Below are 25,528 nucleotides of genomic sequence, written 5' to 3' on the forward strand. Positions count from 1 at the left end.
CCCCCCCCCCACGGAAAGCAAGGCGGAGGTCGGCTTGCGGCTGGTCACGGGACGTCTGCCCGCTCCGGTCGATTCCCCCCCGCTCGCCCTGTCGCCCGTCACCACCGTGGCCGAGGCCTACCGCCACATCCTGCGCCACGCCTTGCGCCAATTCCTCGCCAACGAAGCCTGCGCGCTGGCGGGCGGCGACGTCGAGGGGTTGCACCGGATGCGGGTCGCTTTGCGCCGCCTGCGCACCGCGCACCGGCTGTTCGCGCCGCTCGTCGCCTCGACCCAGGCTGACCGGCTGGTGGAGGACAGCCGCGCGCTCGCCAAACGGCTTGGCCCGGCGCGCGGCTGGGACGTCGCCCTGTCGGGCGTCATCGACCCTTTGTCGGCCAGTCCGAAAGCGCCGGAAGGGCTGCCCGCCTTGGCCGCCGCCGCCCGCAGCGCCGGGGCCGGACCCGCGCGCGAGGCGGTCGCCGCCATCCTCGCTCCGCGCTGCACCACCACGATTTTGGCGCTGGCCGCGTGGTTGGAGGATGGGGGCTGGCTGAGCAACGCCGACGAGACGCGGCGGGCGGCCCTGAACGCCCCCATCGCCAGCGTCGCCGCCGATTGGCTGTCCGCCCGCATGGCCAAGATCGAAAAGACGCCCAAAATCCCGGACGAGGCCAAGGCGCGGGAAAAGCTTCGGCGGCGTGCGCGCGCTCTGCGTTACACGGCGGAGTTTTTTCGTGGGCTTTACCCGGAAACCGCCACCCTGCCCTTCATCAGCGCGGTCGACGGGTTGTTGCAGGCGCTGGACGCCGATCACGACGCGGCGACCAGCCGCAAGATGCTGGCGGCCCTGCCCGGCGTGGACGGCAAGATTCTGGCCGCCACCGCCGCCTGGATCGACCGTCAGGCCGACAAGCGCCGCCGCGCCCTGCCCGACCTGTGGAAACGCTTTCACGACACCCCGCCGTTCTGGGCATGACCGGGAGCTTGCCGCCATGTGGTGGCAATCGCTGGCCTTGCGCCTATATCGTCACGGCGGCTTTGTCGGGGCCGAACCTTTGGGCATGATGCCTCTTCCCAACCGGGCAGGCTTCGGGTAAAAGAACACACCATGAACAAATTCATCAGCGTCCGTGGCGCGCGGGAACACAATCTGAAGAACGTCGATGTGGATCTGCCGCGCGACGAACTGATTGTCATCACCGGCCTGTCGGGTTCCGGCAAATCGTCGTTGGCCTTCGACACGATTTACGCCGAAGGTCAGCGCCGTTACGTCGAAAGCCTGTCGGCCTACGCGCGCCAGTTCCTGGAACTGATGCAAAAACCCGACGTCGATTCGATTGAAGGGCTGTCGCCCGCCATTTCCATCGAACAGAAAACGACCTCGCGCAATCCCCGCTCCACCGTCGGCACGGTGACGGAGATTTACGATTACATGCGCCTGCTGTGGGCGCGGGTCGGCGTTCCCTATTCCCCCGCCACCGGGCTGCCCATCGAAAGCCAGACGGTCAGCCAGATGGTGGACCGCATCATGGCGATGCCGGAGGGAACGCGCCTGTTGCTGCTGGCCCCCTTCGTGCGCGGTCGCAAGGGCGAGTACAAAAAGGAAATCCAGGATCTCCGCAAACGCGGCTTCCAGCGCGTGCGCGTCGATGGCGCCATGCACGAGATCGACGAGGTTCCGGCCCTCAACAAAAAGCTCAAGCACGACATCGAAGTCGTGGTTGACCGCATCGTCGTCCGCGACGGTCTGGGCAACCGACTGGCCGATTCGCTGGAAACCGCGCTGGGGTTGGCCGACGGCATCGTCTGGGTGGAGAACGCCGAAACCGCCGAACAGACGGTCTTTTCGCAAAAATTCGCCTGCCCGGTGTCGGGCTTCACCATTCCGGAAATCGAACCCCGGCTGTTCTCCTTCAACAACCCGTTCGGCGCATGCCCGGCCTGCGACGGCTTGGGCAGCAAGATCTATTTCGACCCGATGCTGGTGGTCCCCGACGAACGCTTGCCGCTGTCCAAGGGCGTGATCGCGCCCTGGGCCGGGTCCACCTCCAAATATTACGACCAGACGCTCGACAGCATCGCCCGCCATTTCGGCGTGGCGATGACGACGCCGTGGGAGGAGTTGCCGGACGTGGTGCGGCAAACCATCCTCTATGGCTCTGGCGAGACGCCGATCACGATGACCTACGAGGACGGGCTGCGCAGCTACCAGACCGCCAAGCCGTTCGAGGGCATCATCAACAATCTTGAGCGCCGGTATCGCGAGACCGACAGCGCGTGGTCGCGCGATGAAATGGCGAAGTTCCAATCCTCCCAACCCTGCGAGGTCTGCAAAGGCGCGCGGCTGAAGCCGGAGGCGCTGGCCGTCAAAATCCGGGGCCGCCACATTTCCGACGCGACGGAGCTGTCGATCGCCGAGGCGGCGGCGTGGTTTGGCGAGTTGAACGCGCATCTGCGCCCCAAGGATCAGGAAATCGCCTACCGCATCCTGAAGGAAATCAACGAGCGGTTGGGCTTCCTGAACGCCGTTGGCTTGGAGTATCTGACGCTGGCGCGCGGCTCCGGCACCCTGTCGGGCGGCGAAAGCCAGCGCATCCGCTTGGCCTCGCAGATCGGTTCCGGCCTGACCGGGGTGCTGTATGTGCTGGACGAGCCGTCCATCGGCCTGCACCAGCGCGACAACGACCGCCTGCTGGAAACCTTGAAACGGCTGCGCGACATCGGCAACACGGTGATCGTCGTCGAGCATGACGAAGACGCCATCCGCAGCGCCGATTATCTGGTCGATATGGGGCCGGGCGCCGGGCAGCATGGCGGAACCGTCATCGCCCAAGGCACGCCGGAGGAGGTCTGCCGCCACCCTGACAGCGTGACGGCGCAATTCCTCAATGGAACCCGCTTCGTGCCGGTCCCCAAACGGCGCCGCCCCGGCCATCCCGGTCAATTCCTGGAAGTGACCGGCGCGCGGGCGAACAATCTGAAGAATGTTTCAACCAAGATTCCGTTGGGAACCTTCACCTGCGTCACCGGCGTGTCCGGCGGCGGCAAATCCACCCTCATCATTGAAACGCTCTACAAGGCGGTGGCGCGCAAGCTGATGGGCGCGCGCGAACATCCCGCCGAGCATGATTCGGTGCTGGGCTTGGAGCATCTCGACAAGGTCATCGACATCGACCAGTCGCCGATTGGCCGCACCCCGCGCTCCAACCCGGCGACCTACACCGGGGCCTTCACCCCGATGCGCGACTGGTTCGCCGGTCTGCCGGAGGCGAAGGCGCGCGGCTATGGTCCGGGCCGCTTCTCCTTCAACGTCAAGGGCGGACGGTGCGAGGCCTGCCAGGGCGATGGCGTCATCAAGATCGAGATGCATTTCCTGCCCGACGTCTACGTCACCTGCGACGTCTGCCACGGCAAGCGCTACAACCGCGAGACGCTCGACGTCACCTACCGCGACAAGACCATCGCCGACGTCCTCGACATGACCGTGGAGGAGGGCAAGGAGTTCTTCAAGGCGGTGCCGGGCATCCGCGACAAGCTCGACACGCTGGAACGGGTGGGCCTCGGCTACATCCATGTCGGGCAGGCGGCGACCACCCTGTCGGGCGGCGAGGCGCAGCGCGTCAAGCTGTCCAAGGAACTCAGCCGCCGCGCCACCGGGCGCACGCTCTACATCCTCGACGAACCGACCACCGGCCTGCATTTCGCCGACGTCGAAAAGCTGATGGAGGTCCTTCATGCGCTGGTCGATCAGGGCAACACGGTGCTGGTGATCGAACACAATCTGGAGGTCATCAAGACCGCCGATTGGATCATCGACCTTGGCCCGGAGGGCGGCACCGGCGGCGGCGAGATCGTCGCCGAAGGCACGCCCGAACAGGTCGCCAAGGTCAAGCGCAGCTACACCGGGCGCTATCTGGCGCCCTATCTGACGGCGGCGAAAAGCAAGGCGCGCGAAGAGGCGTGATGCTAGTCTGACCTTATGCTGAACGATGTCCGCCTGCGCGCGCTCGACACCGTCAAGCGGATCATTTTTGATCGGCTTGCGGGTCGGGAGGCGCGCGTCTTCCTCTTCGGGTCCTGCGCGCGCGGCGACGTCCGGCACTGGAGCGACATTGATGTCGCCATTGATCCGGCGGCGGCGATTCCCGCCGGGCTGATGGCCGACATCGCCGAGGATCTCGAAGAAAGCACGGTTCCCTATTTCGTCGATGTGGTGGATTTGACCCACGCCCGGCCCGAGTTCCGCGCGGTTGTTTTGAGCGAGGGCGTCGAATGGACCCGGTCGTGAAAACTGCGCGCTGGCTTCTGGCGCGGCGCGCCGTTATGACGCGCGTGTGACGCAAACTTCTGTTCGTTGGAACCATTCATGACCGACAATCTTCGCCCCGTCCATGTCGTCGGCGGCGGTCTCGCCGGGTCCGAATCCGCGTGGCAGATCGCCGAACGCGGCATCCCCGTCGTCCTGCACGAGATGCGGCCCGTCCGCAAAACCGACGCCCATGACACCGACAAGCTGGCGGAGCTGGTCTGCTCCAACTCCTTCCGCTCCGACGACGCCGAATACAACGCGGTCGGGCTGTTGCATGAAGAGATGCGGCGCTGCGGCTCTCTGATCCTGCGTTGCGCCGACGCGCACAAGGTTCCGGCGGGCGGCGCGCTGGCCATGGACCGCGACCATTTCGCCGCCGCCGTGACCGAGGCGATCACCGCCCACCCGCTCATCACCATCGAGCGCGGCGAGGTCGCCGGGTTGCCGCCGGAGGAGTGGGACAGCGTCGTCATCGCCACCGGCCCGCTGACCTCCCCGCCGCTGGCGGAGGCCATCCGCGCCTTCACCGGCGAAGAGTCGCTGGCCTTCTTCGACGCCATCGCCCCGATTGTCTATCTGGAGAGCGTCGATCTGTCGAAGGCGTGGTTCCAGTCGCGCTACGACAAGCCCGGCCCCGGCGGCACCGGCAAGGATTACATCAATTGCGCCTTTGAGAAGGACGAGTACCGCGCCTTCATCGACGCTCTGATCGGCGGCGAAAAGGTCGATTTCAAGGAGTGGGAGAAGACCACCCCCTATTTTGAAGGCTGCCTGCCGATTGAGGTGATGGCCGAACGTGGCGTCGACACCCTGCGTTACGGCCCGATGAAGCCGGTCGGCCTGACCAACCCGCACAAGCCCGAACGCCGCCCCTACGCCGTGGTGCAGTTGCGCCAGGACAACGCGCTGGGCACCCTCTACAACCTCGTCGGTTTCCAGACCAAGCTGCGCCACGCCGAACAGGCGCGCATCTTCCGTATGATTCCCGGTCTGGAAAACGCCGAATTCGCCCGTCTGGGCGGTCTGCACCGCAACACCTTCCTGAACAGCCCACGCCTGCTCGACGGCGCGTTGCGTTTGAAGGCGCAGCCGCGCTTGCGCTTCGCCGGGCAGGTCACGGGCTGCGAGGGCTATGTGGAAAGCGCCGCCGTCGGTCTGCTCGCCGGGCGCTTCGCCGCCGCCGACCGTCTGGGGCAAGACTGCGTCGCCCCGCCGCCGACCACGGCGCTCGGCGCCATTCTCAGCCACATCACCGGCGGGGCGGAGGCGGAAACCTTCCAGCCGATGAACGTCAATTTCGGCCTGTTTCCCCCGGTTGACGACAAGATTCGCGGGCGCGACCGCAAGTTGGCCTACACGCGCCGCGCGTTGGCCGATTTGGCGGCTTGGGTGTAAAAAACCACACCTTCGACGCCGCCGAACCGCAAGCGGCGGTCGGCGGCGTCGTTGCTTTTGAGCGTCAGTACCGCCCGCGCAGCGCCGCCCAGCCCAAGCGCACATGCCGGAACGGGTGCGGCAGCAGCACGCGCGGGGCGAAGACGTCATGGTCGGCTTTGGCGATCACCCCAAGATTCAGGTCGGCCAGCACGGCGGGCAGCAAGGCGGGAAGCGCGGCCTTCGGCAACCCCCGGCGCAACCGGCGGGCTTGGCCCAAATGCTCCGCCGCCACCCGCGCCACGTCGGCGATCACCGGGCGCAGTTCCGATTTTGAGCGGCCCGCGAACAGATCCTCCGACTGAGCGCCATGCTCGGTCATTCGGTCAACAGGCAGCAATTGCCGGTGCTGCCGGGCCAGAAAGGGAACGGCGCGCAGAATGCCGGTCAGCGCGTAGGCGATGCCGACATGCCGACCGACCGTCATCGCCTGCTCGCTCCGCACGTCCAGAATCTCAAGCGCCAATTGCACCAGCGGCGCGCCGGTGACGTCGGCGTAATTGACCAGACAGGTCAGGTCGGCGGGCGGCGCATCGTCCAGATCGGCTTCGCGCGCGTCGATCAGCCGATCAAACAGAGACCGACTGAGGCGCAAGGTTTTTGCCGCCTCGGCCAAGGGGTCCATCACGGCGTGGCGCGGTACGGGTCCGTCCTCATAGACAGCCTCGACGCCGTCGCGCCAGAATTGGAGCCGCATCTGACCAAGGATCGGTTCGCTGACGACTTCACGGGTCTTGGCGATTTCCACGTTGAAGGCGTGCAGCGCAAACAACGCCTCGCGCCGGTCTTCTGGAGCGAAGAGTCCCGTCAAGAAATGATCGTTGTCGTGTTTTCGGACCTCCCGCCCGCAATAGGACAGGTCGGTCGTTGCCGTCGCCATGGGAATCCCGATTGGAAAAAAGAAAGGTGGTGTGGTTTGGAACGTAAGACAAAACCTCAGTCCAAGCCCATATTAAACGCGGAAGGCCACACCGCCAGCCCCGACGCGCAGCAGGCAAGGTTTCCCATGACCGATTTCAACCTCGCCCCGGCCAAGCCCCGCAGGCCCAACCCGGTCGCCCGCAAGGACGAAAGCGGGGAAAATTTCCCCGTCGCCTCCCGCCTGCTGCCCAAGCATCTGCGCCCACACGTCATGGCCTTTTACCGTTTCCTGCGGCTGGCCGACGACATCGCCGACGACGCGGATCTGGAGCCGGAAACCAAACTGTCCTATCTGGAGGCTTTGGAACGGACCCTGACCTCCGGGCAGGCCAAGCACGCCTATCTGAAACCGGCGCTGGATCTGCGCGACAGCCTGCAAGCCACCGGGGTCAGCGACCGCCACGCCCGACAGGTGTTGCGCGCTTTCCGTCGCGACGCGGTCGGCGCCCGCTGCCACAATTGGAGCGATTTGCTGCTCTATTGCCGTTATTCCGCCAACCCGGTCGGGCGCTATCTGCTGGAACTGCACGGCGAGGGAATCGCCGCCGGTATGGCGTCGGACGCGCTGTGCGCCGCCTTGCAGGTGCTGAACCACCTTCAGGACGCGCGCGACGATTGGACGCTGTTGGGGCGCTGCTACATCCCGTTGGTCTGGTTTGACGAGGCTGGCATCAGCGTGGAGAAGTTGGTGGAGCCGCACAGCGATCCGCGTTTGCGCGCGATCTTCAACCAAACTCTTGATAAAACGGATGATCTCTTGGCGGACGCCGCCGCCCTGCCCGGCTTGATCCAGCATCGCGGCCTGCGGTTGGAGGCCTCGGTCATCCTCAGCGTCGCCGAGGCGCTGTCGCGGCGGCTCCGCGCGCAGGATCCGTTGAAGACCCGCGTCGAGCTTGGCCCGCATCACAAGCTGTTGGCCGTGGCGCGGGGGCTGGCGCGAAGCGTCACCGCCTCCTAAACTCCGGGGCCGCGTTCGCCCGAACGCCCGGTTTGATCGTCGGCCCAGGATGTCATGCGCATGACCACCCCCTTGACCCACGCGACCGCGCCGTCGTGCGCCGAATCGCCCTCACTGGTCGCCCAACGGTCGGGAAGCAGTTTCTATTGGCCGATGCGCCTGCTCCCGCGCTCCAAACGCGCGGCGATGTTCGCCATCTACGCCTTTTGCCGCCGCATCGACGACATCGCCGACGAACCCGGTTCCCCGACGGCCAAGCGCGCCGCGCTGGCGGAATGGCGGCGCGACATTCACGAGATCTACAGCGGCGGCGCAGCGACGAATCCCGTCGCCGCCGCTCTGAAGGACGCCATCGACCGCTATGGCCTGCCGCGCGCTGAATTGGACGCGCTGATCGACGGCATGACGATGGACGTCGGCGCAGGCTTGCGCGCGCCCGATCTGGCGACCCTGCGGACCTATTGCCGCCGCGTCGCCGGTGCCGTCGGGATGCTGGCGATCCGCGTCTTCGACCGCGCCGATTCGGACACCGAGGCCTTCGCGCTTGCCTTGGGCGAGGCGCTGCAACTGACCAACATCCTGCGTGACCTGAGCGAAGACGCGGCGCTGGGGCGGCTCTATTTGCCGCGCGAGGCGCTGGCCCTGGCGGGCATCCACACCCAGATCCCGGAGGAGGCGTTGGCCCACCCCAACCTCGCCCGCGCTTGCGAGGCGGTGGCCGATCTGGCCGAAGCCGATTTCGCCGACGCCCGCGACGCCATCGCGGGCAAGACCGGCGGGTCGCTGTGGGCGGCGGTGGCGATGATGGTGCTGTATCACCGGCTGTTGCGGCGGCTCCGCGCGCGGGGCTGGCGCGACCCGTCCGAACGCGTGCGGGTTGGTCGGCGGGAAAGCGCCTGGGTCGCCCTGCGTTGCCTGCTTGGCTCGCCGCCCGCTGCCTGAGAAACCATCATGACCACCTGCCATGTGATCGGGGCCGGGCTGGCCGGGCTGGCCGCCGCGTTGCGGCTGGCCGAGGCGGGTCGGCGAGTCGCGCTCTACGAGCAGGCGCCGCAGGCGGGCGGGCGCTGCCGCTCCTTTTACGACGCTGCGCTCGACCGCTTGATCGACAATGGCAGCCATATGGCGCTCAGCGGCAACCACGCCCTGGTCGATTACGCCCGACGCAGCGGGGCCGGGGACGCCCTGACGACGCTGCGCCCCGCAGCCTTTCCCTTCCTGGACCAGCGCGACGGCGCGCTCTGGACGTTGCGCCCCGGCGGGCTGTGGTTGTTCGACGAGGCCCGGCGGGTTCCGGGCAGCCGTCCTTGGCAGTATCTGGCGGCGCTGCGCGCGGTCGTCGCCGGGGCGGATCGCACGGTGGATCACGCCCTGCCGCCCGGCGGGCCTCTGCACGAGCGGTTGTGGCGGCCACTGGCCGTGTCGGCGCTGAACGGCCCGACGGCGCGCGTTTCAGCCCGCCTGTTCGGCGCGGTGATGCGGGAAACGTTGCTGCGCGGCGAGGCGGCGTGCCGCCCCTTGGTCGCGCCGCGTGGGTTGACCGCCGCCTTCGTCGATCCGGCCTTGCGCCGTTTGGCGGCGCTGGGGGCCGAGTTGCGGCTGGGCGCGCGGGTGGACGGTCTGCGCTTTGACGATGAAGATTCTGGGGCCGCGCGTGTCGTCGGATTGTCGATCGGCGGCGCGGCGGTGGACCTGCCCCCCGGCGAGTCGGTGATCCTCGCCGCGCCCGCTTGGGTGTCGGAACGGTTGGTTCCCGACCTGACCGTGCCGCCGCCCGGCCCGACCATCGTCAACGTCCATTACCGGCTCGACGAACCGGCGCGTTTGCCCGGCGGCCTGCCGTTTCTGGGGTTGATCGGCGGACAGGCCGAATGGCTGTTCACGCGGGAGGACGTCGTCGCCGTCACCGTCAGCGACGCCGACGCCCTGGCCGACCAACCCGCCGAGGCCATCGCCGCCCGGCTGTGGCGCGACGTGGCCGCCGCGCTGCGGCTCGATGGCCCGATTCGCCCCTATCGGGTGGTCAAGGAACGCCGGGCGACGCCCGACCAAGCGCCCGACTCGGTTTTGCGCCGCCCATCCGCCCGCACCCGCTGGGACAATCTGACGCTGGCCGGGGACTGGACGGACACCGGGCTTCCGGCCAGCCTGGAAGCCGCCGTTCGTTCGGGCGACCGCGCGGCAAAGCTCACGTTTTCAGCCCGTTGATGCGCTTTCCGGCAGTCTAGAGCGTTTCCAGACTTCACATCGTTGCGCCTTCGGCCTATTTGGTCGGGTGGAGGCGCCGCGCTCCCCAGGCACGGCCCGGAAGGACATTTCAAGAAGAGAGGGTTTCGACATGGCGTTTGAACTTCCGCCGCTCCCCTACGCGTATGACGCTCTGGCCCCGTACATTTCGGAACAGACGCTGCGCCTGCATCACGGCAAGCATCACCAGACCTACGTCACCAACCTGAACAACCTGACCAAGGATTCGCCCTTGGCCGAGGCCAGCCTGGAAGACGTCATCAAGCAGACGGTCGGCGACGCCAGCAAGGTCGGCGTCTTCAACAACGCCGCCCAGATCTGGAACCACACCTTCTTCTGGCAGAGCCTGAAGAAGGACGGCGGCGTCATGCCGGCGGCGCTGGAAGCCCGCATCGTCGCCGATTTCGGCAGCGTGGAGAAGTTCAAGGAAGAGCTGACCCAGGCCGCCCTGACCCAGTTCGGTTCCGGCTGGGCGTGGCTGTACGAAGAGAACGGCACGCTGAAGGTCGGCAAGACCGGCAACGCCGACACCCCCTTCGCCCATGGCAAGAAGCCGCTGTTCACCATCGACGTCTGGGAACACGCCTATTACGTCGATTTCCAGAACCGCCGCGCCGATTTCGTGAAGGCGGTCATCGACCACCTCGCGAACTGGGATTTCGCCGCTGAACAGCTCGGCGTCTGATCTCAACGCGTCCGTTGAAAACGGCAAAGGCGTCCCGGTTGGGACGCCTTTGTTGTTTCTGGCCTTGCGATTCAGCCGCGCCGCGTTACACCGGCAGCATCGCCACAGCCACCCGCCGCCCTTCGGCCAGCAGGATGTTGTAGGTCCGGCAAACCGCCCGGCTGTCCATGAACTCCACGACGATGCCCGCCGCGCGCAACTCCTGCCGCAGGGCCTTCGGCACGAACAGCATCGTCGGGCCGGTGCCAAGCAGCAGAAGCTCCACCTTCGGCTCCGCCGCGATGATCTCCGCGAAATCGGCGGCGGTCAGCGCGGCGACGTCTGGGCCGACGCTCCAGGGCAGCGTGCGGTCGGGCAGCACGATGACCGCCCCGACCCACCAGCGCCCGGACACGCAGAACTGCCCCTCGCCGTAACCGTCGATGACCTGACGGTCAGACGAGATCATCGGGGTGATGTCGGCCATGGGGCAGTCCTTTCCGGCGGCGCCGCGCTTAGGGCGTCGTCGGGGCGTTGGTGGGCTGAACGTCGGGCGCGCCGCGCCGCAGGCGGTTTTCGCCGAGGAACAGCAGGATCGGCGCCGCGATGAAGATGGAGGAGGTGGTGGCGATGAACACGCCGAGCAGCAGCACGATGCCGAAATCCTGCAAGGCCTCGCCGCCGAACAGCGCCAACGGAATGACCGAGAGGAAGGTGCACATCGAGGTGCCGAGCGTGCGGTTCAGCGTTTCGTTGATCGACAGGTCGATCAGGTCGCGCAAAGGCATCTTCTTGTAAATGCGCAGATTCTCGCGCATCCGGTCATAGACCACGACCTTGTCGTTGATCGAATAGCCCATGATGGTCAGGATCGCGGCGACCGCCACCAAATTGAACTGCAAGCCGGTGACGGCGTAGAAGCCGACGATCTTGGTGATGTCGAGCAACAGCGTCACCACCGCGCCCAAGCCGAACTGCCATTCAAAGCGGAACCAGATGTAGAGCAGCATCGCCACCATGGCGAGGCCAAGCGCCAGCATGCCGTTGGTGAACAGCTCGCCGCTGACCGAGGCGCCGACCGCTTCGACGCGGCGGACCTGGGTGCCGGGAACGGCGGTGGACAGCGTGGAGCGCACCTTGTCGGCGGCCACCTGCTGGGCGGCGTCGTCGCCGGGCTGGCGTTCCAGACGAATCAAGACGTCCTGATTCGATCCGAATTCCTGCAACGCCACCTGCCCCATGCCAAGCCCGGTCAGGGTGTGGCGCAGCGAGGCGAAATCGGTGGCTTGCGGCGTGCGGGCTTCGATGACGATGCCGCCACGGAAGTCGATGCCGTAATTCAGACCCGGATGGAAGAACAGGATCAGCGAGGCGATGGACAGGAACGCCGACGTGATAAGGCCAGCGTACCGGCCATTCATGAAGGGGATCTTGGTGTTGTCGGGGACCAGGCGAAGCCGGAACATGGAACTACCTCCTCAAACCGGCAGCGCGGTGGGCCGCGTCTGGCGCAGCCATGTCACCATCATCAGGCGCACCAGCACCGTGGCTGTGAACATGGAAATCAGGATGCCGAAGGTGATGGTGACGGCGAAGCCCTTGATGGTGCCGGTGCCGAAGATGAACAGCAGCGCCATCTTGATCGCCGTCGTCAGGTTGGAATCGACGATGGTGCTGTAGGCCCGGCTGAACCCGGCCTCCATCGAGGCGAAGACGCCCCGGCCCTTCTTCGTCTCTTCGCGGATGCGCTCGTTGATGAGGATGTTGGCGTCCACCGCCAGACCCAACGTCAACAGCACGCCCGCGATGCCCGGCAGGGTCAAGGTGGCGTGCAGCATCGACAGCGCCGCCAGCGTCAGCACGATGTTGATGAGCAGGGCGAAGCAGGCGAAGGCGCCGAACAATCCATAGGACGCGATCATATAGACGCAGACCATGATGAAGCCGACCGCGACCGCCGTCAGACCGGCGCGGATCGAATCGGCGCCCAGATCGGGGCCGACCGTGCGCTCTTCGATCACCTTCAAGGGCGCGGGCAAGGCGCCCGCGCGCAACAGCACCGCCAGATCGTTGGCGGTGGCGGCGGAGAAGTTGCCGCTGATCTGGCCGCGTCCGCCGGTGATCGGCTCGCGGATGACCGGGGCGCTGATGACCTTGTTGTCGAGCACGATGGCGAAGGGACGGCCAACGTTCGCCTTGGTGATTTCGGCGAAACGGTTGGCCCCGGCGCTGTTGAACTCGAAATTCACCACCCACTCGCCGCTCTGCGAGTTGGTGGAGGCCGTCGCGTTCTTCAGGGTGGCGCCGTCCACCTCGACCTTCTTGCGGATGACGTAAGAGGTCTGGTCCCGTCCGCCTTCGCTCGACGGCAAAATCTCCGATCCTGGAGGGGCGCGGCCCGTCGCGGGATTGGCGTTGGTGTCCACCAGACGGAAGGTCATCTTCGCCGTGGTGCCGAGCAACCGCTTGACGCGGTCGGGATCCTCGACGCCGGGAAGTTGGACCAGGATGCGGTCGGTGCCCTGGCGGGCGATGGTCGGCTCGTTCACGCCCGTCTCGTCGATGCGGCGGCGAACGATCTCGATGGATTGCTCAATGGCCTGGGTGGCGCGGTCGCGCAGGGCCACCTCGCTCAAGGCCACCGTCACCGTCGGGCCGTTGACGGACACCGCGATGTCGGGCTGGCCACCGGCCATCGTCACGCCGCCGACCGGGTTGGACAGACCGCGCAACGCTTTGGCCGCGTCGTCGGCTTGGGCAAGGTCGCGAAGCTGCACGGTCACGCCGCGATCACCGGCGGTGATGGCGGTGTACCCCACGTTGGCGGTGCGCAACTGCTGCCGCGCCCCGTCCACCAGCCCTTCGACCCGGTCACGGATGACCGTGGCCATATCGACTTCGAGCAACAGATGCGATCCGCCGCGCAGGTCGAGACCCAGCGCCACCCGGCTGTTGGCGTACCAACTTGGCAGGCTGGCCAGCGTCTCGCGGCCCAGGAAGTTCGGCAGCATCACGATGAACCCGGCGACGCAGGTCGCCACGATCATATAAATCTTCCAGCGCGAAAAATAGAGCATGCGTCACTCGAATCCGATTGGACGACCGGCCAAGCCGGGTTACTTGCGGCCCAACAGCTTGCCAAGGAACCCACCGGCGCCGGGCGCCTCGTCGGTCTTGGCCGCGCCGTCGGCGGGGGCGGCGGTTTCGCCGGGCTTGCCGTTGGCCGGTTCGGTCTTGGCCAGCACGAGGTTGACCGTCGAGCGCACGCAGCGCACGCGGACATTCTCGGCGATTTCGACGGTCAGCTCGTCGTCCGGGCCGACCTTGGTCACGACGCCGATGATGCCGCCGCCGGTCACGACGCGATCACCGCGACGGATGGCCGACAGCATGGCCTTGTGCTCCTTCATCTTCTTTTGCTGCGGACGGATCAGCAGGAAATAGAAGACGACGAAGATCAGAATCAGCGGCAGAAACTGCACAACCATGTCACCACCGGCAGCGGGCGCGGCGGTCTGTGCATAAGCCGTCGAAACGAACATCTGGGAGCTCCTTTTGGGTTGGTCTCGCGCGGGGTTCGGCGTTCCGCCGGGACGCCGCGACTATAGCCGCCCATGCTTGGGATGCAACGGTGATGCGCCGTCATCCGGGGTTTGGCGGCGGCTTGTGCGCCCGCACCGCTGTGATACCGTGCGGGCGCGTCGCAAAGATGGCGGCGCGGACGCCCGGTTTCCATGAAAATTCGCGCAGAGGCGCCAGGAAAACGATGCCAGACGACTCTTTGATCCCGCTCTTGACCCGCATCGCCGACGCGCTCGACCGTCTGGCCCCGCCGCCGCCGGTCGCGCTCGACATCGCCGCCGCCGACGCCTTCGTCTGGCACGCCGACCCGGATCGGCTGGAGCCGGTGCCCTCGGTCAACCGGGTGGACATCGCCCTGTTGCAGGGCGTGGAGCGGCAGCGCGACATCCTGCTGGACAACACCCGGCGTTTCGCAGGCGGTCTGCCCGCCAACAACGCCCTGCTGTGGGGATCGCGCGGCACCGGCAAAAGCTCTCTGGTCAAGTCAATCCACGCCGTGGTGTGCCAGGAGCGTCCGAACGAGCTGGCGCTGGTGGAAATCCACCGCGAGGACATCCCCACCCTGCCCCGCCTGTTGACCCGGCTGAAGGGCGAGGCCCGTCGCTTCATCCTGTTCTGCGACGACCTGTCCTTCGACCATGACGACGCGCATTACAAATCGCTGAAAGCCGTTCTGGACGGCGGGATCGAGGGGCGGCCCGACAATGTGGTGTTTTACGCCACGTCGAACCGCCGCCACCTGATGCCGCGCGACATGATCGAGAATGAACGCTCCACCGCCATCAACCCGGCGGAAGCGGTCGAGGAAAAAGTCTCGCTGTCCGACCGTTTCGGCCTGTGGCTGGGCTTCCACAATTGCGACCAGACCACCTATTTCGCGATGATCGAGGGCTACGCCCGCCATTTCGGCCTGGAAATCGCCACCGAGCAACTCCACGCCGAGGCGGTCGAATGGTCGGTCACGCGCGGCAGCCGGTCGGGCCGCGTCGCGTGGCAGTTCATCCAGGACCTGGCGGGCCGTCTCGGAACGCCCCTTCGCTAGCCTGCTTGCGGTGATCCATCTGGCCGGTGGGATCCACCGCCTGGCTGCCCTTGCGCAGCTCGAAATGAAGCTGCGGGCTGGTGACGGAGCCGGTTTGGCCGACCCGTCCCACCGTTTGCCCGCGTTTCACCGTCGCCCCGCGCTCCACCTCGATGCGGTCGAGGTGGGCGTAGGCGGTGATCCAGCCGTCGGCGTGCTTCAGCAGCAGCAGATTGCCAAAGCCGCGCAACTCGTTCCCAGCGTAGGCGACGACGCCATTGTCGGCGGCGACCACCGCCGCGCCCTTGCTGGCGGCGATGTTCAGCCCGTCATTGTGCAGGCCGTCGGGTTTGGGGCCATAGCCGGAAATCAGTCGCCCCTTCACCGGCCACAGGAATCGCGCGCCGCCACGCGGGGGCGGCGCGGCGTCTGGCTTCGCTTCGGCGGGTTTGGATTCGGTGGGTTTGGCGGCGTCGGCCTTGCCGAAGTCCGGCTTTGATGGCGGCGGCGGAACGGCGGCGACCTCGGTCGGCGGCGCTTCAGCGGGCGCCGCGTTCCGTCCGGCGGGCAGGCTGGGCGGCGTCGGGGGGGACGAGGTGGCGGGAGCGGCCTGAGGAGTGGCGGAGGCGTCCGCCGTCATCTCGGGCTTGTGGCTCGGCGCGCGCAGATTGGCCGGTTCCTGCCCTGGTTGATAGACAACCTCGGGTTCCGACGCGTTCGCCCCTATGGATGGCTTCGTCAAGGGAATTGGCGCCCCGGCGACGCCGCCGCTCGTCGCCGGAGGCGGCGGTGGTTCAGCCGCCGCCGGAGCGGAGGGAGTGAGCTGAGTTGGAGTCGCCGCGCCGGGCGCCGCCAATTCGGAGGCCTGGATAGACGAGCGTCCAGAACCACGCCCGGACGACGGCGCGGCGGTGGTTTCGCCCGGGGGCGCCTCGGCAACCACCGCGCCGGTGGCCGGAGCGTTGAGGTCCGGCGCGCCGGTCGTCGAGCGATTGTCTGATCCAGGCAAACGCAACGCCTGCCCGGCTTTCACCGCGAAAGGCGGCGTCAGGTTGTTCAACCGGGTCAACTCGCTGACGTCCACATTGTTCATGCGGGAAATGCCGTACAGCGTGTCTCCGCGCTGAACAATGTACTGCCGGGCGGTCGGCAAGGTGAGCCGTTGGCCAACCTCCAGCTTATAGGGCGGCGACAGACGATTCGCTTCGATCAGGTCACGCAGCGGCACGTTGTAGCGGCGCGCGATGATGTAGGCGCTGTCGCCCTTCTGCGCCATGATTGTGCCGCTCGCCGAATCCGGCGTGCCGCCGCTTCCCATGTTGACGACGGGGGCCGGCCCACCGATCCGCTCGCAGGCGGCCAGCGCCAGAACGATCAGCGAGGCGGCGGCCAGACGGGCGACGCGGCGTCCGGGTTTCCCAAGCGGAGTCGGGCGCGCGGAGGAGGTCATGCGGAACGAACCTGTTGCGGCGGGTCGGACAGCAGCGGAACGAAACGAACGGGCCACAGATCCTCCCGAAGAATACCGGAATCGGTGCGCCGGAGGCGGACCATCGTCTGTTCACGATAATCCCCGCCCAGCGGAATGACCATGACACCACCAACGGCGAGTTGATCCGTCAAGTCTTTTGGCGGCTCCTGCCCCCCGGCGGCCGTCACCAGCACACGGGAAAAGGGCGCCTGTTGCGGCCAACCACGGGTCCCGTCGCCACGGCGCGTCGTGATGTTGCCGATGTTCAGCAGGCGGAACCGCCGTTCCGCCTCGTTCAGCAGGGGCCGCAGGCGCTCGATGGTGAAGACCCGGCGGCAAAGCTGCGCCAGCACCGCCGCCTGATACCCCGATCCGGTGCCGATCTCCAGCACCAGATGACGGGGATGCAATTCCAACGCCTGCGTCATCAACGCCACGATCAACGGTTGGCTGATCGTCTGGCCGCAGTCGATGGGAAGCGCCATGTCGTCCCAGGCATGATCCTGAAAGGCGTCAGGAACAAACAGATCGCGCGGTATCCGTTCGATGGCGCCGAGAACGGACGTGTCGGTCACGCCCGCCCCACGAAGCGCCATCAGCAAACGGATCTTGCGGGCGTCTGTGCTCACACAAAGGCCTGTTTCAGTGTCTGCAAGGTCGGCGTGTGGGTCAAATCAAGGAACACCGGCGTGATCGAAATTCCGCCGTTGAACACGGTGTAAATGTCGGTGTCCTCGGCGACATCGGCCTCGCCCCGCAAGGTGCCGATCCAGAAATAGGCCTTGCCGCGCGGATCGACCCGCTCGATCAACTCGTCGCCGATCTTGCGCTTGCCATGCCGCACCACTCGCACCCCTGTGACGTCGTCCGCCGGGCATGCCGGGAAATTGACGTTCAGCAGGACGTTTTTCGGCCACGCCACCGTCACCGCCTTGCGCACCACGTCGGCGCCATGGGCGATGGCCGCCGACCAGTCGATGGCGTTGCCGGTTTCGTAATGCTGGCTCATGGCGATGGCGGGAACGCCGAGCAGCGTCGCCTCCATCGCGGCGGCGATGGTGCCCGAATAGGTCACATCCTCGCCGATGTTGGAGCCTTGGTTGACCCCGGACAGGACCAGCGTCGGACGGGCGTCCTTCATCACATGGTTGATCGCCAGCAGCACGCAATCGGTCGGCGTGCCGTCCACCGTGAAACGGCGGTCGTCCAGCTTGCGCAGGCGCAGGGGCCGGTTGATGGTCAGCGAATGGCTGGCCGCCGACTGCTCCATCTCCGGCGCCACCACCCACACGTCATCGGACAGAGCGCGCGCGATGCCTTCCAGCACCTTCAGGCCCTGGGCGTGGACGCCGTCGTCGTTGGTGACGAGGATGCGGGTTTTCGACAGGTCGAGCGGCAAAACGAACATCAAGCGGAAATCCTCTCCATGCCGCGCATGTAGGGGCGAAGGGCGTCGGGAACCAGGATCGAGCCGTCGGGCTGCTGGTAATTCTCCAACACCGCGATCAGACAGCGCCCGACCGCCACGCCCGAGCCGTTGAGGGTGTGCAGGAATTGAGTTTGTTTCTCGCCCTTCGGACGGCAACGGGCCTTCATGCGGCGGGCCTGGAAATCGCCGCAATTCGACACGCTGGAGATCTCGCGGTAGGCGTTCTGCCCCGGCAGCCAGACCTCGACGTCGTAGGTCTTGCGCGAGGAAAAGCCCATGTCGCCGGTGCACAGCACGATGGTGCGGTAGGGCAAGCCCAGCCGCTCCAACACCGTTTCGGCGCAACGGACCATGCGTTGATGCTCGGCTTCCGACTGTTCGGGCGTGGTCAGCCCGACCATTTCGACCTTCCAGAACTGATGCTGGCGGATCATGCCGCGCGTGTCGCGCCCCGCCGATCCGGCTTCGGCGCGGAAGCAGGGGGTCAGCGCCGTGTAGCGCAACGGCAGCTCTTCGCTGGCGACGATCTGGTCGCTGACGAGGTTGGTCAACGGCACTTCGGACGTCGGAATCAGGTAGTGATCCGATCCGGTGGTCTTGAACAGATCCTCTTCAAATTTCGGCAACTGGCCGGTGCCGAACAGGGCGGTGTCGCGCACCATCAACGGCGGGGCGATTTCGGTGTAGCCATGCTCCGACGTGTGGATGTCGAGCATGAAGTCGGCCAAGGCGCGTTCCAGACGGGCCAACCCGCCCTTCAGCACGGTGAAGCGGGCGCCGGACATGCGGGCCGCCGCCTCGAAATCCATCAGGCCCAGCGCCTCGCCCAGCTCGTAATGCTGCTTGGCGTCGGCGATGGCGGGCGGCGTGCCCCAGCGGCGGATCTCGACGTTGGCGGTTTCGTCCGGACCGTCCGGCACGTCGTCGGCGGGGATGTTGGGCAGACCGGCGAGCAGAGCGTCGAGTTCGGCGCCAAGGCGGCGTTCCTCCTCCTCCACCTGGGGCAGACGGTCCTTCAGGGCCGCCATCTCGTCCAGAATCGGTTGAGCGTCGCGCCCCTCGCGCTTGGCGAGGCCGACCTCTTTGGCCGCCTCGTTCCGGCGGGCCTGCATGTCCTGCAACTGGGTCTGCGCGGCGCGGCGGCGGCTGTCCAGGTCGATCACCGACGACGACAACGCCGCCAATCCCCGGCGGCCAAGGCCACGGTCGAAGGCTTCGGGATTCTCTCGGATGGCGCGAAGGTCGTGCATGGCTCGGACGTATAGGAAAGAGGGCGGGTGGATGGTTATACGGCGCGCCCCCCGGAAGGTCCAGCGCCAGGGCCGGGTGGAGTCGCCGTCTTTCCCCGCCCAACCATCGCCGCCAAACCGTTTTAAGGATTCTGACATGCCCGACCACGCCCTGTCCCGACGGAGCGTCTTTCGCACCCTGTCTCTTCCCGCCGCCGCTCTGCTCTTGCCGCGCGCGACGGCGGCGGCGGAGGTCGCGGCCTCCCCTGCCCCGTCCTTGCTGGTCGATGAGCCGGTTTGCGTCCTGACGCCTCAATCGGTCGAGGGGCCGTTCTACCTGGACCCTGATCTGCTGCGCGCCGACATCGCCGATGGGCGTCCGGGCGTGCCGCTTCAGCTCCAACTGCGGCTGGTCGAGGCCGGAAGCTGCGCGCCGATCCGCAACGCCCGCCTGGACGTCTGGCACGCCGACGCGCGCGGCGTTTATTCCGGCTTCAAGGAGCAGGGCGACGGTCGCCACATCGACGCGACGGGCCAAAAATTCCTGCGCGGAACGCAAATCAGCGACGAACGCGGACGCGTCGTTTTCAACACGATCTATCCCGGCTGGTACGAGGGGCGGGCCACCCACATTCACGCCAAGCTGTTTTTGGACGACAAAACCGTTCTGCTGTTCCAGATGTATTTTCCCGACGCCATCAACGAATTCATTTACACCAACGTCCTGTGGTACGCGAACCGCAACGCCACGCGCCACATCATCAACCGCAACGATCCGCTGATCCTGGACAATGATCCAGAGCGCCGAAGCTTCTGCGCGGTCAAGGAGGCCGCCGACCGCTACGTCGCCTCGCTGGTGATCGGCGTTGATCGGGCGGCGCCGGCGGCGGCGGCGAGCGGCCCATCCTTCACCTCCGTCTTCAGCCGGGCGCTTGGTTTGTCCTCCGGCCCGCCACCGGCGGCGAACCGGGTGTCGAGCCTGATACCGGGCCTGTAAGCTTGCGGTTCTGCGCTCCCGGCATGGCCGCCACGCCGATGCAGCCTTGGACAGCGGCGGAAGGTCGCGCCACTGTCTCCTCCGCCGCGTTGCAGCGGAGAACCGGGACCGAAGGGAACACGCGCGTGCGCGACGGAATTGAGACGGCCTATCTGGAGGCCGGAACCGCCGCTTATCGGTCGGCCAGCCGCATTCTGTTCGTCGCGGGTTTTTCCACCTTCGCCACGCTCTATTGCGTACAGCCGTTGATGCCGGATTTCGTGCGTGAGTTCGGCGTCACCCCGGCGGAATCCAGCCTGACCCTGTCGCTCAGCACCGGGCTTCTGGCCGTGGCGTTGCTGATCGCCGGGGCCTTGTCGGACGGAATCGGGCGCAAGCCGGTGATGGTGGCGGCCCTGCTGGCGTCGGGGTTGCTGGGAATCGTCGGCGCGGTGATGCCCGATTGGCACGGCTTCCTGATCCTGCGCGCGCTGGAGGGAATCGCCCTCAGCGGTCTGCCCGCCGTCGCCATGGCCTATGTTTCCGAAGAGGTTGACCCCAAATCCGCCGGGGTGGCCATGGGCCTCTACATCGGCGGAACGGCGATGGGCGGCATGTCGGGCCGGGTGATGACCGCGCTGGTCGCCGATCTGGGCAATTGGCGGATCGCCGTCGGGCTGGTCGGCGTCCTGGGCGTGGTCGCGGCGCTGACGGTGTGGAAGGCCCTGCCGCCATCGCGCCATTTCGTGCGGCGTCCGTCGGGGTTGCGCGCCCTGGCTCTGTCCTGGCGCGGGTTGTTGAGCGACCGGGGCATCCTCGCGCTGTTCTCGCTGGGCTTCCTGCTGATGGGTGGGTTCGTCACCGCCTTCAACTACATCGGTTTCCGGCTGACCGACCCGCCCTTTGAGTTGCGCCCGGCCTTGGTTGGGGCGGTGTCCATCGTTTATTGCTTCGGCATGGTCAGTTCGCCGCTGTTCGGCTGGCTGGCCGGGCGCTTTGGCAATGACCGAACGTTGGTGGCGGCGGTGCTGCTGATGATCGCCGGGTTGGCCGTGTTGGAGTTGGACCATCTTGCGACGATGTTGGTCGGCATCGCGCTGTTCACCTTCGCCTTTTTCGGCGCGCATTCCATCGTGTCCGCCTGGATCGGCCAGCGCGCCCAAACCGCCCGTGGTCAAGCGTCGTCGATGTATCTGTTTTGCTACTACATGGGATCGACGTTGGCCGGAACGTTGGGCGGGTTGTTCTGGCACGGCTATGGCTGGACCGGGGTGGCGCTGTTCATCGGCGGGTTGCTGTCGGTCGCCGCGCTGGTCGCCTTCGGCTTGTTGCGCCGCCGCTGAGCCACAGCTTTTGGGGGGGCGACAACGGAACGCCGCCCGCGTTCGCGTTTTCTTAAAGCGTCACGCCCGATCCTGACCACGCACGAGGCAAATCGGCGACGGCCCATGACCCACCTGACCGTTTACCGCGACCACGACCCGTCCTTTCCAGAATTAGCGACCCGCGATCCTGTTGTTTTGGCTGGGCACTTGGCCATGACCGGCATCCTGTTCGAGCGATGGGCCGCCAGCCATCCCCTCCCCCACGACGCCGGAAGCGAGGATGTGCTGGCCGCCTACGCGATCGACGTCGCGCGGTTGCGGGCCGCCCGTGGTTACAAAACGGTCGACGTCGCCCGCGTTCCGCGCGGCGTCGCCAACGCCGCCGAGTTGCGCGCAAAGTTCCTCGACGAGCACACCCACAGCGAGGATGAAGCCCGCTTTTTCGTTGAGGGCGGCGGAGCGTTCTATCTGCACATCGACCGACGGGTGTTTCGCATCGTCTGCGAGACCGGCGACCTGTTGAGCGTTCCGGCGGGGGTGCGCCACTGGTTCGACATGGGGCCAGATCCCCATTTCACCGCCATCCGCTTTTTCAAGCGTCCGGACGGCTGGGTGGCCGAACCGACCGGCGCGGACATCGCCGCGCGCTTTCCCAAATATGACGGTCTCCCCGCCTCGCCTCGCTGAAACCGCGCCCGCATCGCAAAAAATTCACTTGAAATGCGGTGCAAAAGGCGTATTTCAGGGATCGAACGACGCACCCGCACGTGCCTATGGCCCTCTGTGGTTATGCTACGACGTACCGCGTCCTTTTTGGAAGAACCGGCCATTCCAGTGGGTCGGTCCCGAGAGGGAGGTTAGTATGTGTGCTGCCCACGGTGGGGCTTTGAGACGGTAGCCCTATAGCCGGAAATCGACGCGCTGTCGCCCGGAGCTTCGCAGCCCGGGGCCGTGCCCGAACCGGCTTTTTCCGTCTTCACCCCCCCCTGTCCGAACAATTCGTTGATCCCCGCATCGCAACGCCATTCCTGTCTTCAGGGTTTGGCGCGGCGTCGGTGGATCGCCGTCTGCTCACTGAACCGGATTTGAATCCGCGTTCAGGGTATGGAGTGCGCCATGGGCTTCCTGCGTTCCCGTTCCGCCGTCACCCCGCTGCGCCGCAACACGCTGGCCACGGTGTCCCTGTCCACCGCCCGCCGAACCAGCGTCGTTCAGGCGGTCGCCCTGCATCGCCCGGAAGAGCCGATGCATTGCGTCCGCCCCGGCGTTCTGGCCGACACCGCCCACAGCTTCGTCACCGCCTTTGACGCGACGACGGCGTCCGTTGGGCGTGGCGGCGACGTGCTCTACGCCGTGAAGTGCAACCCGGAACCGGCGGTTCTGCGCGCCCTGTGGGCGGGCGGCGTGCGCCATTTCGACGTCGCTTCCCCCGGCGAAATCCGCCTGATCCGCCAGATGTTCCCCGACGCGACGCTGCATTACATGCACCCGGTCAAGGGCCGTCAGGCGATCCGCGCCGCTTACGAACAGCATGGCGTTCGCGACTTCGTGCTCGACAGCGCCGAAGAACTGACCAAGATCCTGGAGGAGACCGGCCACGCCGCCGATCTCGGCCTTGTCGTTCGTCTGGGGCTGCCCAAGGGCAACGCCGTCTATGACCTGTCGGGCAAGTTCGGCGCGGCGATGAGCGAAGCGGCGGAACTGCTGCGCGCCGCTCGCGCCGTCGCCGTCCGCGTCGGCCTCTCCTTCCATGTCGGCTCGCAGATGCTGGACCCGTCCGCCTATGAGCGGGCGTTGGCGTTGGCCGGGCGCGTGATCGCTGATTCCGGCGTCGTCATCGACCTGTTGGACGTCGGCGGCGGCTTTCCGGTGTCCTATCCCGGCGTCACCCCGCCGCCGCTGGGCGACTTCATGGCCGCCATCGCGCGCGGCGTCCAGGCGCTGGACCTGCCCGACCATTGCCGCGTCTGGTGCGAACCGGGCCGCGCCCTGGTGGCGCCCGGCGTGTCGCTGGTCGTTCAGGTGGTCAAGCGCCGGGGGAACGAGCTGTTCATCAACGACGGCGTCTATGGCGCGCTGTCCGACGCCGGGGTTCCCGGTTTCCGCTTTCCCGCCCGTCTGATTCGCCCCTTCGCGGCGATGACCGACGCGGCGGACGAAGGGTTCAGCTTTTACGGCCCGACCTGCGACAGCGCCGACAAGATGAACGGCCCGTTCTTTTTGCCGTCGGACATCCAGGTCGGGGATTGGATCGAGCTTGGCCAGTTGGGCGCCTACGGCTCCTGCCTGCGCACGGCCTTCAACGGATTCGATCAAGCCCGCGTGGTCGAGGTGGCGGACGCTCCGCTGCTCGAAACGCCCGGCTACCGTCTGCGGTCCTGCGCCGCGTAAGCGAAGCGCCGGAAACTGTGGATAAAATCGAAGAAATTCTGTAGCATTCACCGCTCCGACGCCCGATCATCCGCTCTTCACCGAAGAGAGGACGGGCGTCGGCGTATGTCGTTCGTTAAACTACCTCGGGGGAGACAAGCAATCATGGCCCTGGACACGAAGCTCTGCACGTTCACAGGCCGCATGGTCATCGTTGGTTTTGGGTCGATTGGCCAGGGTGTTTTGCCGCTGCTTCTTCGTCACCTCGATGGTTTGACGTCGGATCGAATCACCATCGTGACCGCCGAAGAGCGCGGGCGCGAGGAGGCGGAGGAATACGGCGTCGCGTTTCACAACAACCCGTTGAACAACGACAATTTTTTTCAGATTCTGAAGCCGCTGCTCGACAAGGGCGATTTCCTCGTCAACCTGTCGGTCGACGTGTCGTCGATCGCGTTGTTCGAGTTCTGCCATCGCATCGGCGCCTTCTACATCGACACCTGCACGGAGCCATGGGCGGGCGGTTACACCGATTCCAGCCTGTCGCCCTCGCTGCGCTCCAACTACGCCCTGCGCGAGGCGGCGCTCGCCCGCCGCGCCGATTTCGCCGGTGGTCCGACGGCGGTGCTGACCCACGGGGCGAATCCCGGTCTGGTGTCGCACTTCGTCAAGCAGGCCCTGCTGAACATCGCCGCCGACACCGGGGTCGAGACGGACGTCCCGACCGACCGCGACGGCTGGGGCCGTTTGGCCGCGCGTCTGGGCATTAAGACCATCCATGTGGCCGAACGCGACACCCAGGTGTCGAATCAGCCCAAGCAGATCGGCGAGTTCGTCAACACCTGGTCGATCGACGGCTTTGTCGGCGAAGGCTGCCAACCGGCGGAATTGGGCTGGGGCACCCATGAAAAGCAATTGCCCGAGGATGGCCGCCGCCACGAGTTCGGGTGCGACGCCGCCATCTATCTGATGCGCCCCGGCGCCTCGACCAAGGTGCGGACTTGGACGCCGCTGGAAGGCCCCTTCCACGGCTTCCTCATCACCCACAGCGAGGCGATTTCGATCTCCGACTATTTCACGGTGCGCGAGGGCGACACGGTGGTCTACCGCCCGACCTGCCATTACGCCTACCACCCGTGCGACGACGCGGTGAAGTCGGTGCATGAGTTGGCGGGCAAGAACTGGGCGATCCAGGCCAGCCAGCGCCTGATGATGCACGAGATCGTCAGCGGCATGGACGAGCTGGGCGTTCTGCTGATGGGCCACGAGAAGGGCGCCTATTGGTACGGCTCGCGCCTGACCATCGAAGAGGCGCGCGAGCTTTGCCCCTACAACAACGCCACCTCCATGCAGGTCACGTCCACCGTGCTGGGCGGCATCGTCTGGGCGCTGGAGAACCCGAATCGGGGCGTCGTCGAGCCGGACGAGGTTGATTTTCGCCGGGTGTTGGAGATCGCCGCGCCCTATCTGGGCGAGGTCGTCGGCGCCTATGGCGACTGGACCCCGTTGCAGGATCGCGGCCTGCTGTTCCCCGAGGACGTTGACGAGAGCGATCCGTGGCAGTTCAAGAACTTCCGCGTCGTCTGACCCGACAAGTCGGATAAAAATGC

The 25,528-nt window shown here is 66.4% G+C and carries 23 protein-coding genes; 14 read left to right on the forward strand and 9 right to left on the reverse strand.

All coding sequences use genetic code 11. From position 1 onward, the window contains the following. From ACODS4_RS22455 to trmFO, 4 genes are all read left to right on the forward strand, one after another. Positions 1 to 958: CHAD domain-containing protein (locus ACODS4_RS22455; protein ID WP_488867742.1), on the forward strand; the 958-nt coding region annotated here is incomplete at its 5' end. A gap of 132 nt (positions 959 to 1,090) precedes the next feature. Continuing rightward, the gene (uvrA, locus tag ACODS4_RS22460; RefSeq protein WP_488867744.1) at positions 1,091 to 3,946 is read left to right on the forward strand and encodes an excinuclease ABC subunit UvrA; all 2,856 of its coding nucleotides are present in this window, start codon (positions 1,091 to 1,093) and stop codon (positions 3,944 to 3,946) included. A gap of 15 nt (positions 3,947 to 3,961) precedes the next feature. Continuing rightward, positions 3,962 to 4,270 carry a nucleotidyltransferase family protein gene (locus ACODS4_RS22465; RefSeq protein WP_488867746.1) on the forward strand — a complete coding sequence of 103 codons (309 nt, stop codon included), beginning with the start codon at positions 3,962 to 3,964 and terminating at the stop codon, positions 4,268 to 4,270. A 78-nt stretch (positions 4,271 to 4,348) separates the two neighbouring features. After that, complete coding sequence (trmFO, locus tag ACODS4_RS22470) at positions 4,349 to 5,686, forward strand: methylenetetrahydrofolate--tRNA-(uracil(54)-C(5))-methyltransferase (FADH(2)-oxidizing) TrmFO (RefSeq protein WP_488867747.1); 1,338 nt, start codon at positions 4,349 to 4,351, stop codon at positions 5,684 to 5,686. 64 nt (positions 5,687 to 5,750) lie between these two features. On the opposite strand, the gene ACODS4_RS22475 is transcribed toward trmFO, so the two are convergent. Next, positions 5,751 to 6,605 (reverse strand): phytoene/squalene synthase family protein, encoded by an 855-nt coding sequence (locus ACODS4_RS22475; RefSeq protein WP_488867750.1) that lies wholly within the window; start codon positions 6,603 to 6,605, stop codon positions 5,751 to 5,753. A 126-nt stretch (positions 6,606 to 6,731) separates the two neighbouring features. Between ACODS4_RS22475 and ACODS4_RS22480 the strand changes: the two genes are divergently transcribed. The 4 genes from ACODS4_RS22480 to ACODS4_RS22495 all read left to right on the forward strand — a co-directional run bounded on the left by ACODS4_RS22480 (position 6,732) and on the right by ACODS4_RS22495 (position 10,536). Next, positions 6,732 to 7,604, forward strand: coding sequence for a squalene/phytoene synthase family protein (locus ACODS4_RS22480; protein WP_488867752.1), 873 nt, complete (start codon positions 6,732 to 6,734; stop codon positions 7,602 to 7,604). A gap of 60 nt (positions 7,605 to 7,664) precedes the next feature. After that, the gene (hpnD, locus tag ACODS4_RS22485; protein WP_488867754.1) at positions 7,665 to 8,546 is read left to right on the forward strand and encodes a presqualene diphosphate synthase HpnD; all 882 of its coding nucleotides are present in this window, start codon (positions 7,665 to 7,667) and stop codon (positions 8,544 to 8,546) included. Between the two features lie 9 nt (positions 8,547 to 8,555). Beyond that, positions 8,556 to 9,812: a hydroxysqualene dehydroxylase HpnE gene (gene hpnE, locus ACODS4_RS22490; RefSeq protein ID WP_488867756.1), complete on the forward strand. Its 1,257-nt coding sequence runs from the start codon at positions 8,556 to 8,558 to the stop codon at positions 9,810 to 9,812. Between the two features lie 130 nt (positions 9,813 to 9,942). After that, on the forward strand, positions 9,943 to 10,536 hold the full coding sequence (locus tag ACODS4_RS22495) for a superoxide dismutase (RefSeq protein ID WP_488867758.1): 594 nt from the start codon (positions 9,943 to 9,945) through the stop codon (positions 10,534 to 10,536). Positions 10,537 to 10,621: 85 nt separating this feature from the next. Here the strand turns inward: ACODS4_RS22495 and ACODS4_RS22500 are convergent, their stop codons facing one another. Genes ACODS4_RS22500 through yajC form a run of 4 tightly spaced genes read right to left on the reverse strand, consistent with a single transcriptional unit; the run spans position 10,622 to position 14,057 of the window. Then, positions 10,622 to 11,002, reverse strand: a complete 381-nt coding sequence (locus ACODS4_RS22500; RefSeq protein WP_488867760.1) for an Mth938-like domain-containing protein — start codon at positions 11,000 to 11,002, stop codon at positions 10,622 to 10,624. A 28-nt stretch (positions 11,003 to 11,030) separates the two neighbouring features. Beyond that, the gene (gene secF / locus ACODS4_RS22505; RefSeq protein ID WP_488867762.1) at positions 11,031 to 11,981 is read right to left on the reverse strand and encodes a protein translocase subunit SecF; all 951 of its coding nucleotides are present in this window, start codon (positions 11,979 to 11,981) and stop codon (positions 11,031 to 11,033) included. A 12-nt stretch (positions 11,982 to 11,993) separates the two neighbouring features. Then, positions 11,994 to 13,592: a protein translocase subunit SecD gene (gene secD / locus ACODS4_RS22510; protein WP_488867764.1), complete on the reverse strand. Its 1,599-nt coding sequence runs from the start codon at positions 13,590 to 13,592 to the stop codon at positions 11,994 to 11,996. Positions 13,593 to 13,631: 39 nt separating this feature from the next. Then, positions 13,632 to 14,057, reverse strand: a complete 426-nt coding sequence (yajC, locus tag ACODS4_RS22515) for a preprotein translocase subunit YajC (protein ID WP_488867766.1) — start codon at positions 14,055 to 14,057, stop codon at positions 13,632 to 13,634. A gap of 224 nt (positions 14,058 to 14,281) precedes the next feature. On the opposite strand from yajC, the gene ACODS4_RS22520 reads away from it, so the two are divergent. Further along, a complete protein-coding gene (locus ACODS4_RS22520) occupies positions 14,282 to 15,139 on the forward strand; it encodes an ATP-binding protein (RefSeq protein ID WP_488867768.1) in 858 nt (285 codons plus the stop codon). On the opposite strand, the gene ACODS4_RS22525 is transcribed toward ACODS4_RS22520, so the two are convergent. The 4 genes from ACODS4_RS22525 to serS are packed head-to-tail and all read right to left on the reverse strand — an operon-like array spanning position 15,096 to position 19,268. Beyond that, positions 15,096 to 16,568 carry a peptidoglycan DD-metalloendopeptidase family protein gene (locus ACODS4_RS22525; RefSeq protein WP_488867770.1) on the reverse strand — a complete coding sequence of 491 codons (1,473 nt, stop codon included), beginning with the start codon at positions 16,566 to 16,568 and terminating at the stop codon, positions 15,096 to 15,098. The genes ACODS4_RS22520 and ACODS4_RS22525 overlap by 44 nt on opposite strands. After that, complete coding sequence (locus ACODS4_RS22530; RefSeq protein WP_488867772.1) at positions 16,565 to 17,218, reverse strand: protein-L-isoaspartate(D-aspartate) O-methyltransferase; 654 nt, start codon at positions 17,216 to 17,218, stop codon at positions 16,565 to 16,567. The genes ACODS4_RS22525 and ACODS4_RS22530 overlap by 4 nt, the downstream gene beginning before the upstream one ends. After that, the gene (gene surE, locus ACODS4_RS22535; RefSeq protein WP_488867774.1) at positions 17,215 to 17,997 is read right to left on the reverse strand and encodes a 5'/3'-nucleotidase SurE; all 783 of its coding nucleotides are present in this window, start codon (positions 17,995 to 17,997) and stop codon (positions 17,215 to 17,217) included. Before surE ends, ACODS4_RS22530 begins: the two co-directional genes overlap by 4 nt. Beyond that, on the reverse strand, positions 17,997 to 19,268 hold the full coding sequence (serS, locus tag ACODS4_RS22540) for a serine--tRNA ligase (RefSeq protein ID WP_488867776.1): 1,272 nt from the start codon (positions 19,266 to 19,268) through the stop codon (positions 17,997 to 17,999). Before serS ends, surE begins: the two co-directional genes overlap by 1 nt. Positions 19,269 to 19,404: 136 nt before the next feature. Between serS and ACODS4_RS22545 the strand changes: the two genes are divergently transcribed. From ACODS4_RS22545 to ACODS4_RS22565, 5 genes are all read left to right on the forward strand, one after another. Next, complete coding sequence (locus ACODS4_RS22545; RefSeq protein ID WP_488867778.1) at positions 19,405 to 20,244, forward strand: dioxygenase family protein; 840 nt, start codon at positions 19,405 to 19,407, stop codon at positions 20,242 to 20,244. A 125-nt stretch (positions 20,245 to 20,369) separates the two neighbouring features. Continuing rightward, complete coding sequence (locus tag ACODS4_RS22550; protein ID WP_488867780.1) at positions 20,370 to 21,566, forward strand: MFS transporter; 1,197 nt, start codon at positions 20,370 to 20,372, stop codon at positions 21,564 to 21,566. A gap of 105 nt (positions 21,567 to 21,671) precedes the next feature. After that, positions 21,672 to 22,235, forward strand: coding sequence for a 1,2-dihydroxy-3-keto-5-methylthiopentene dioxygenase (locus ACODS4_RS22555; RefSeq protein ID WP_488867782.1), 564 nt, complete (start codon positions 21,672 to 21,674; stop codon positions 22,233 to 22,235). Positions 22,236 to 22,664: 429 nt separating this feature from the next. Next, on the forward strand, positions 22,665 to 23,939 hold the full coding sequence (locus ACODS4_RS22560) for a type III PLP-dependent enzyme (protein WP_488867784.1): 1,275 nt from the start codon (positions 22,665 to 22,667) through the stop codon (positions 23,937 to 23,939). Between the two features lie 144 nt (positions 23,940 to 24,083). Further along, positions 24,084 to 25,505: a homospermidine synthase gene (locus tag ACODS4_RS22565; protein WP_488867786.1), complete on the forward strand. Its 1,422-nt coding sequence runs from the start codon at positions 24,084 to 24,086 to the stop codon at positions 25,503 to 25,505. Positions 25,506 to 25,528 lie beyond the last annotated feature (23 nt).

This window comes from Azospirillum sp. FG154 (genome assembly GCF_057809575.1).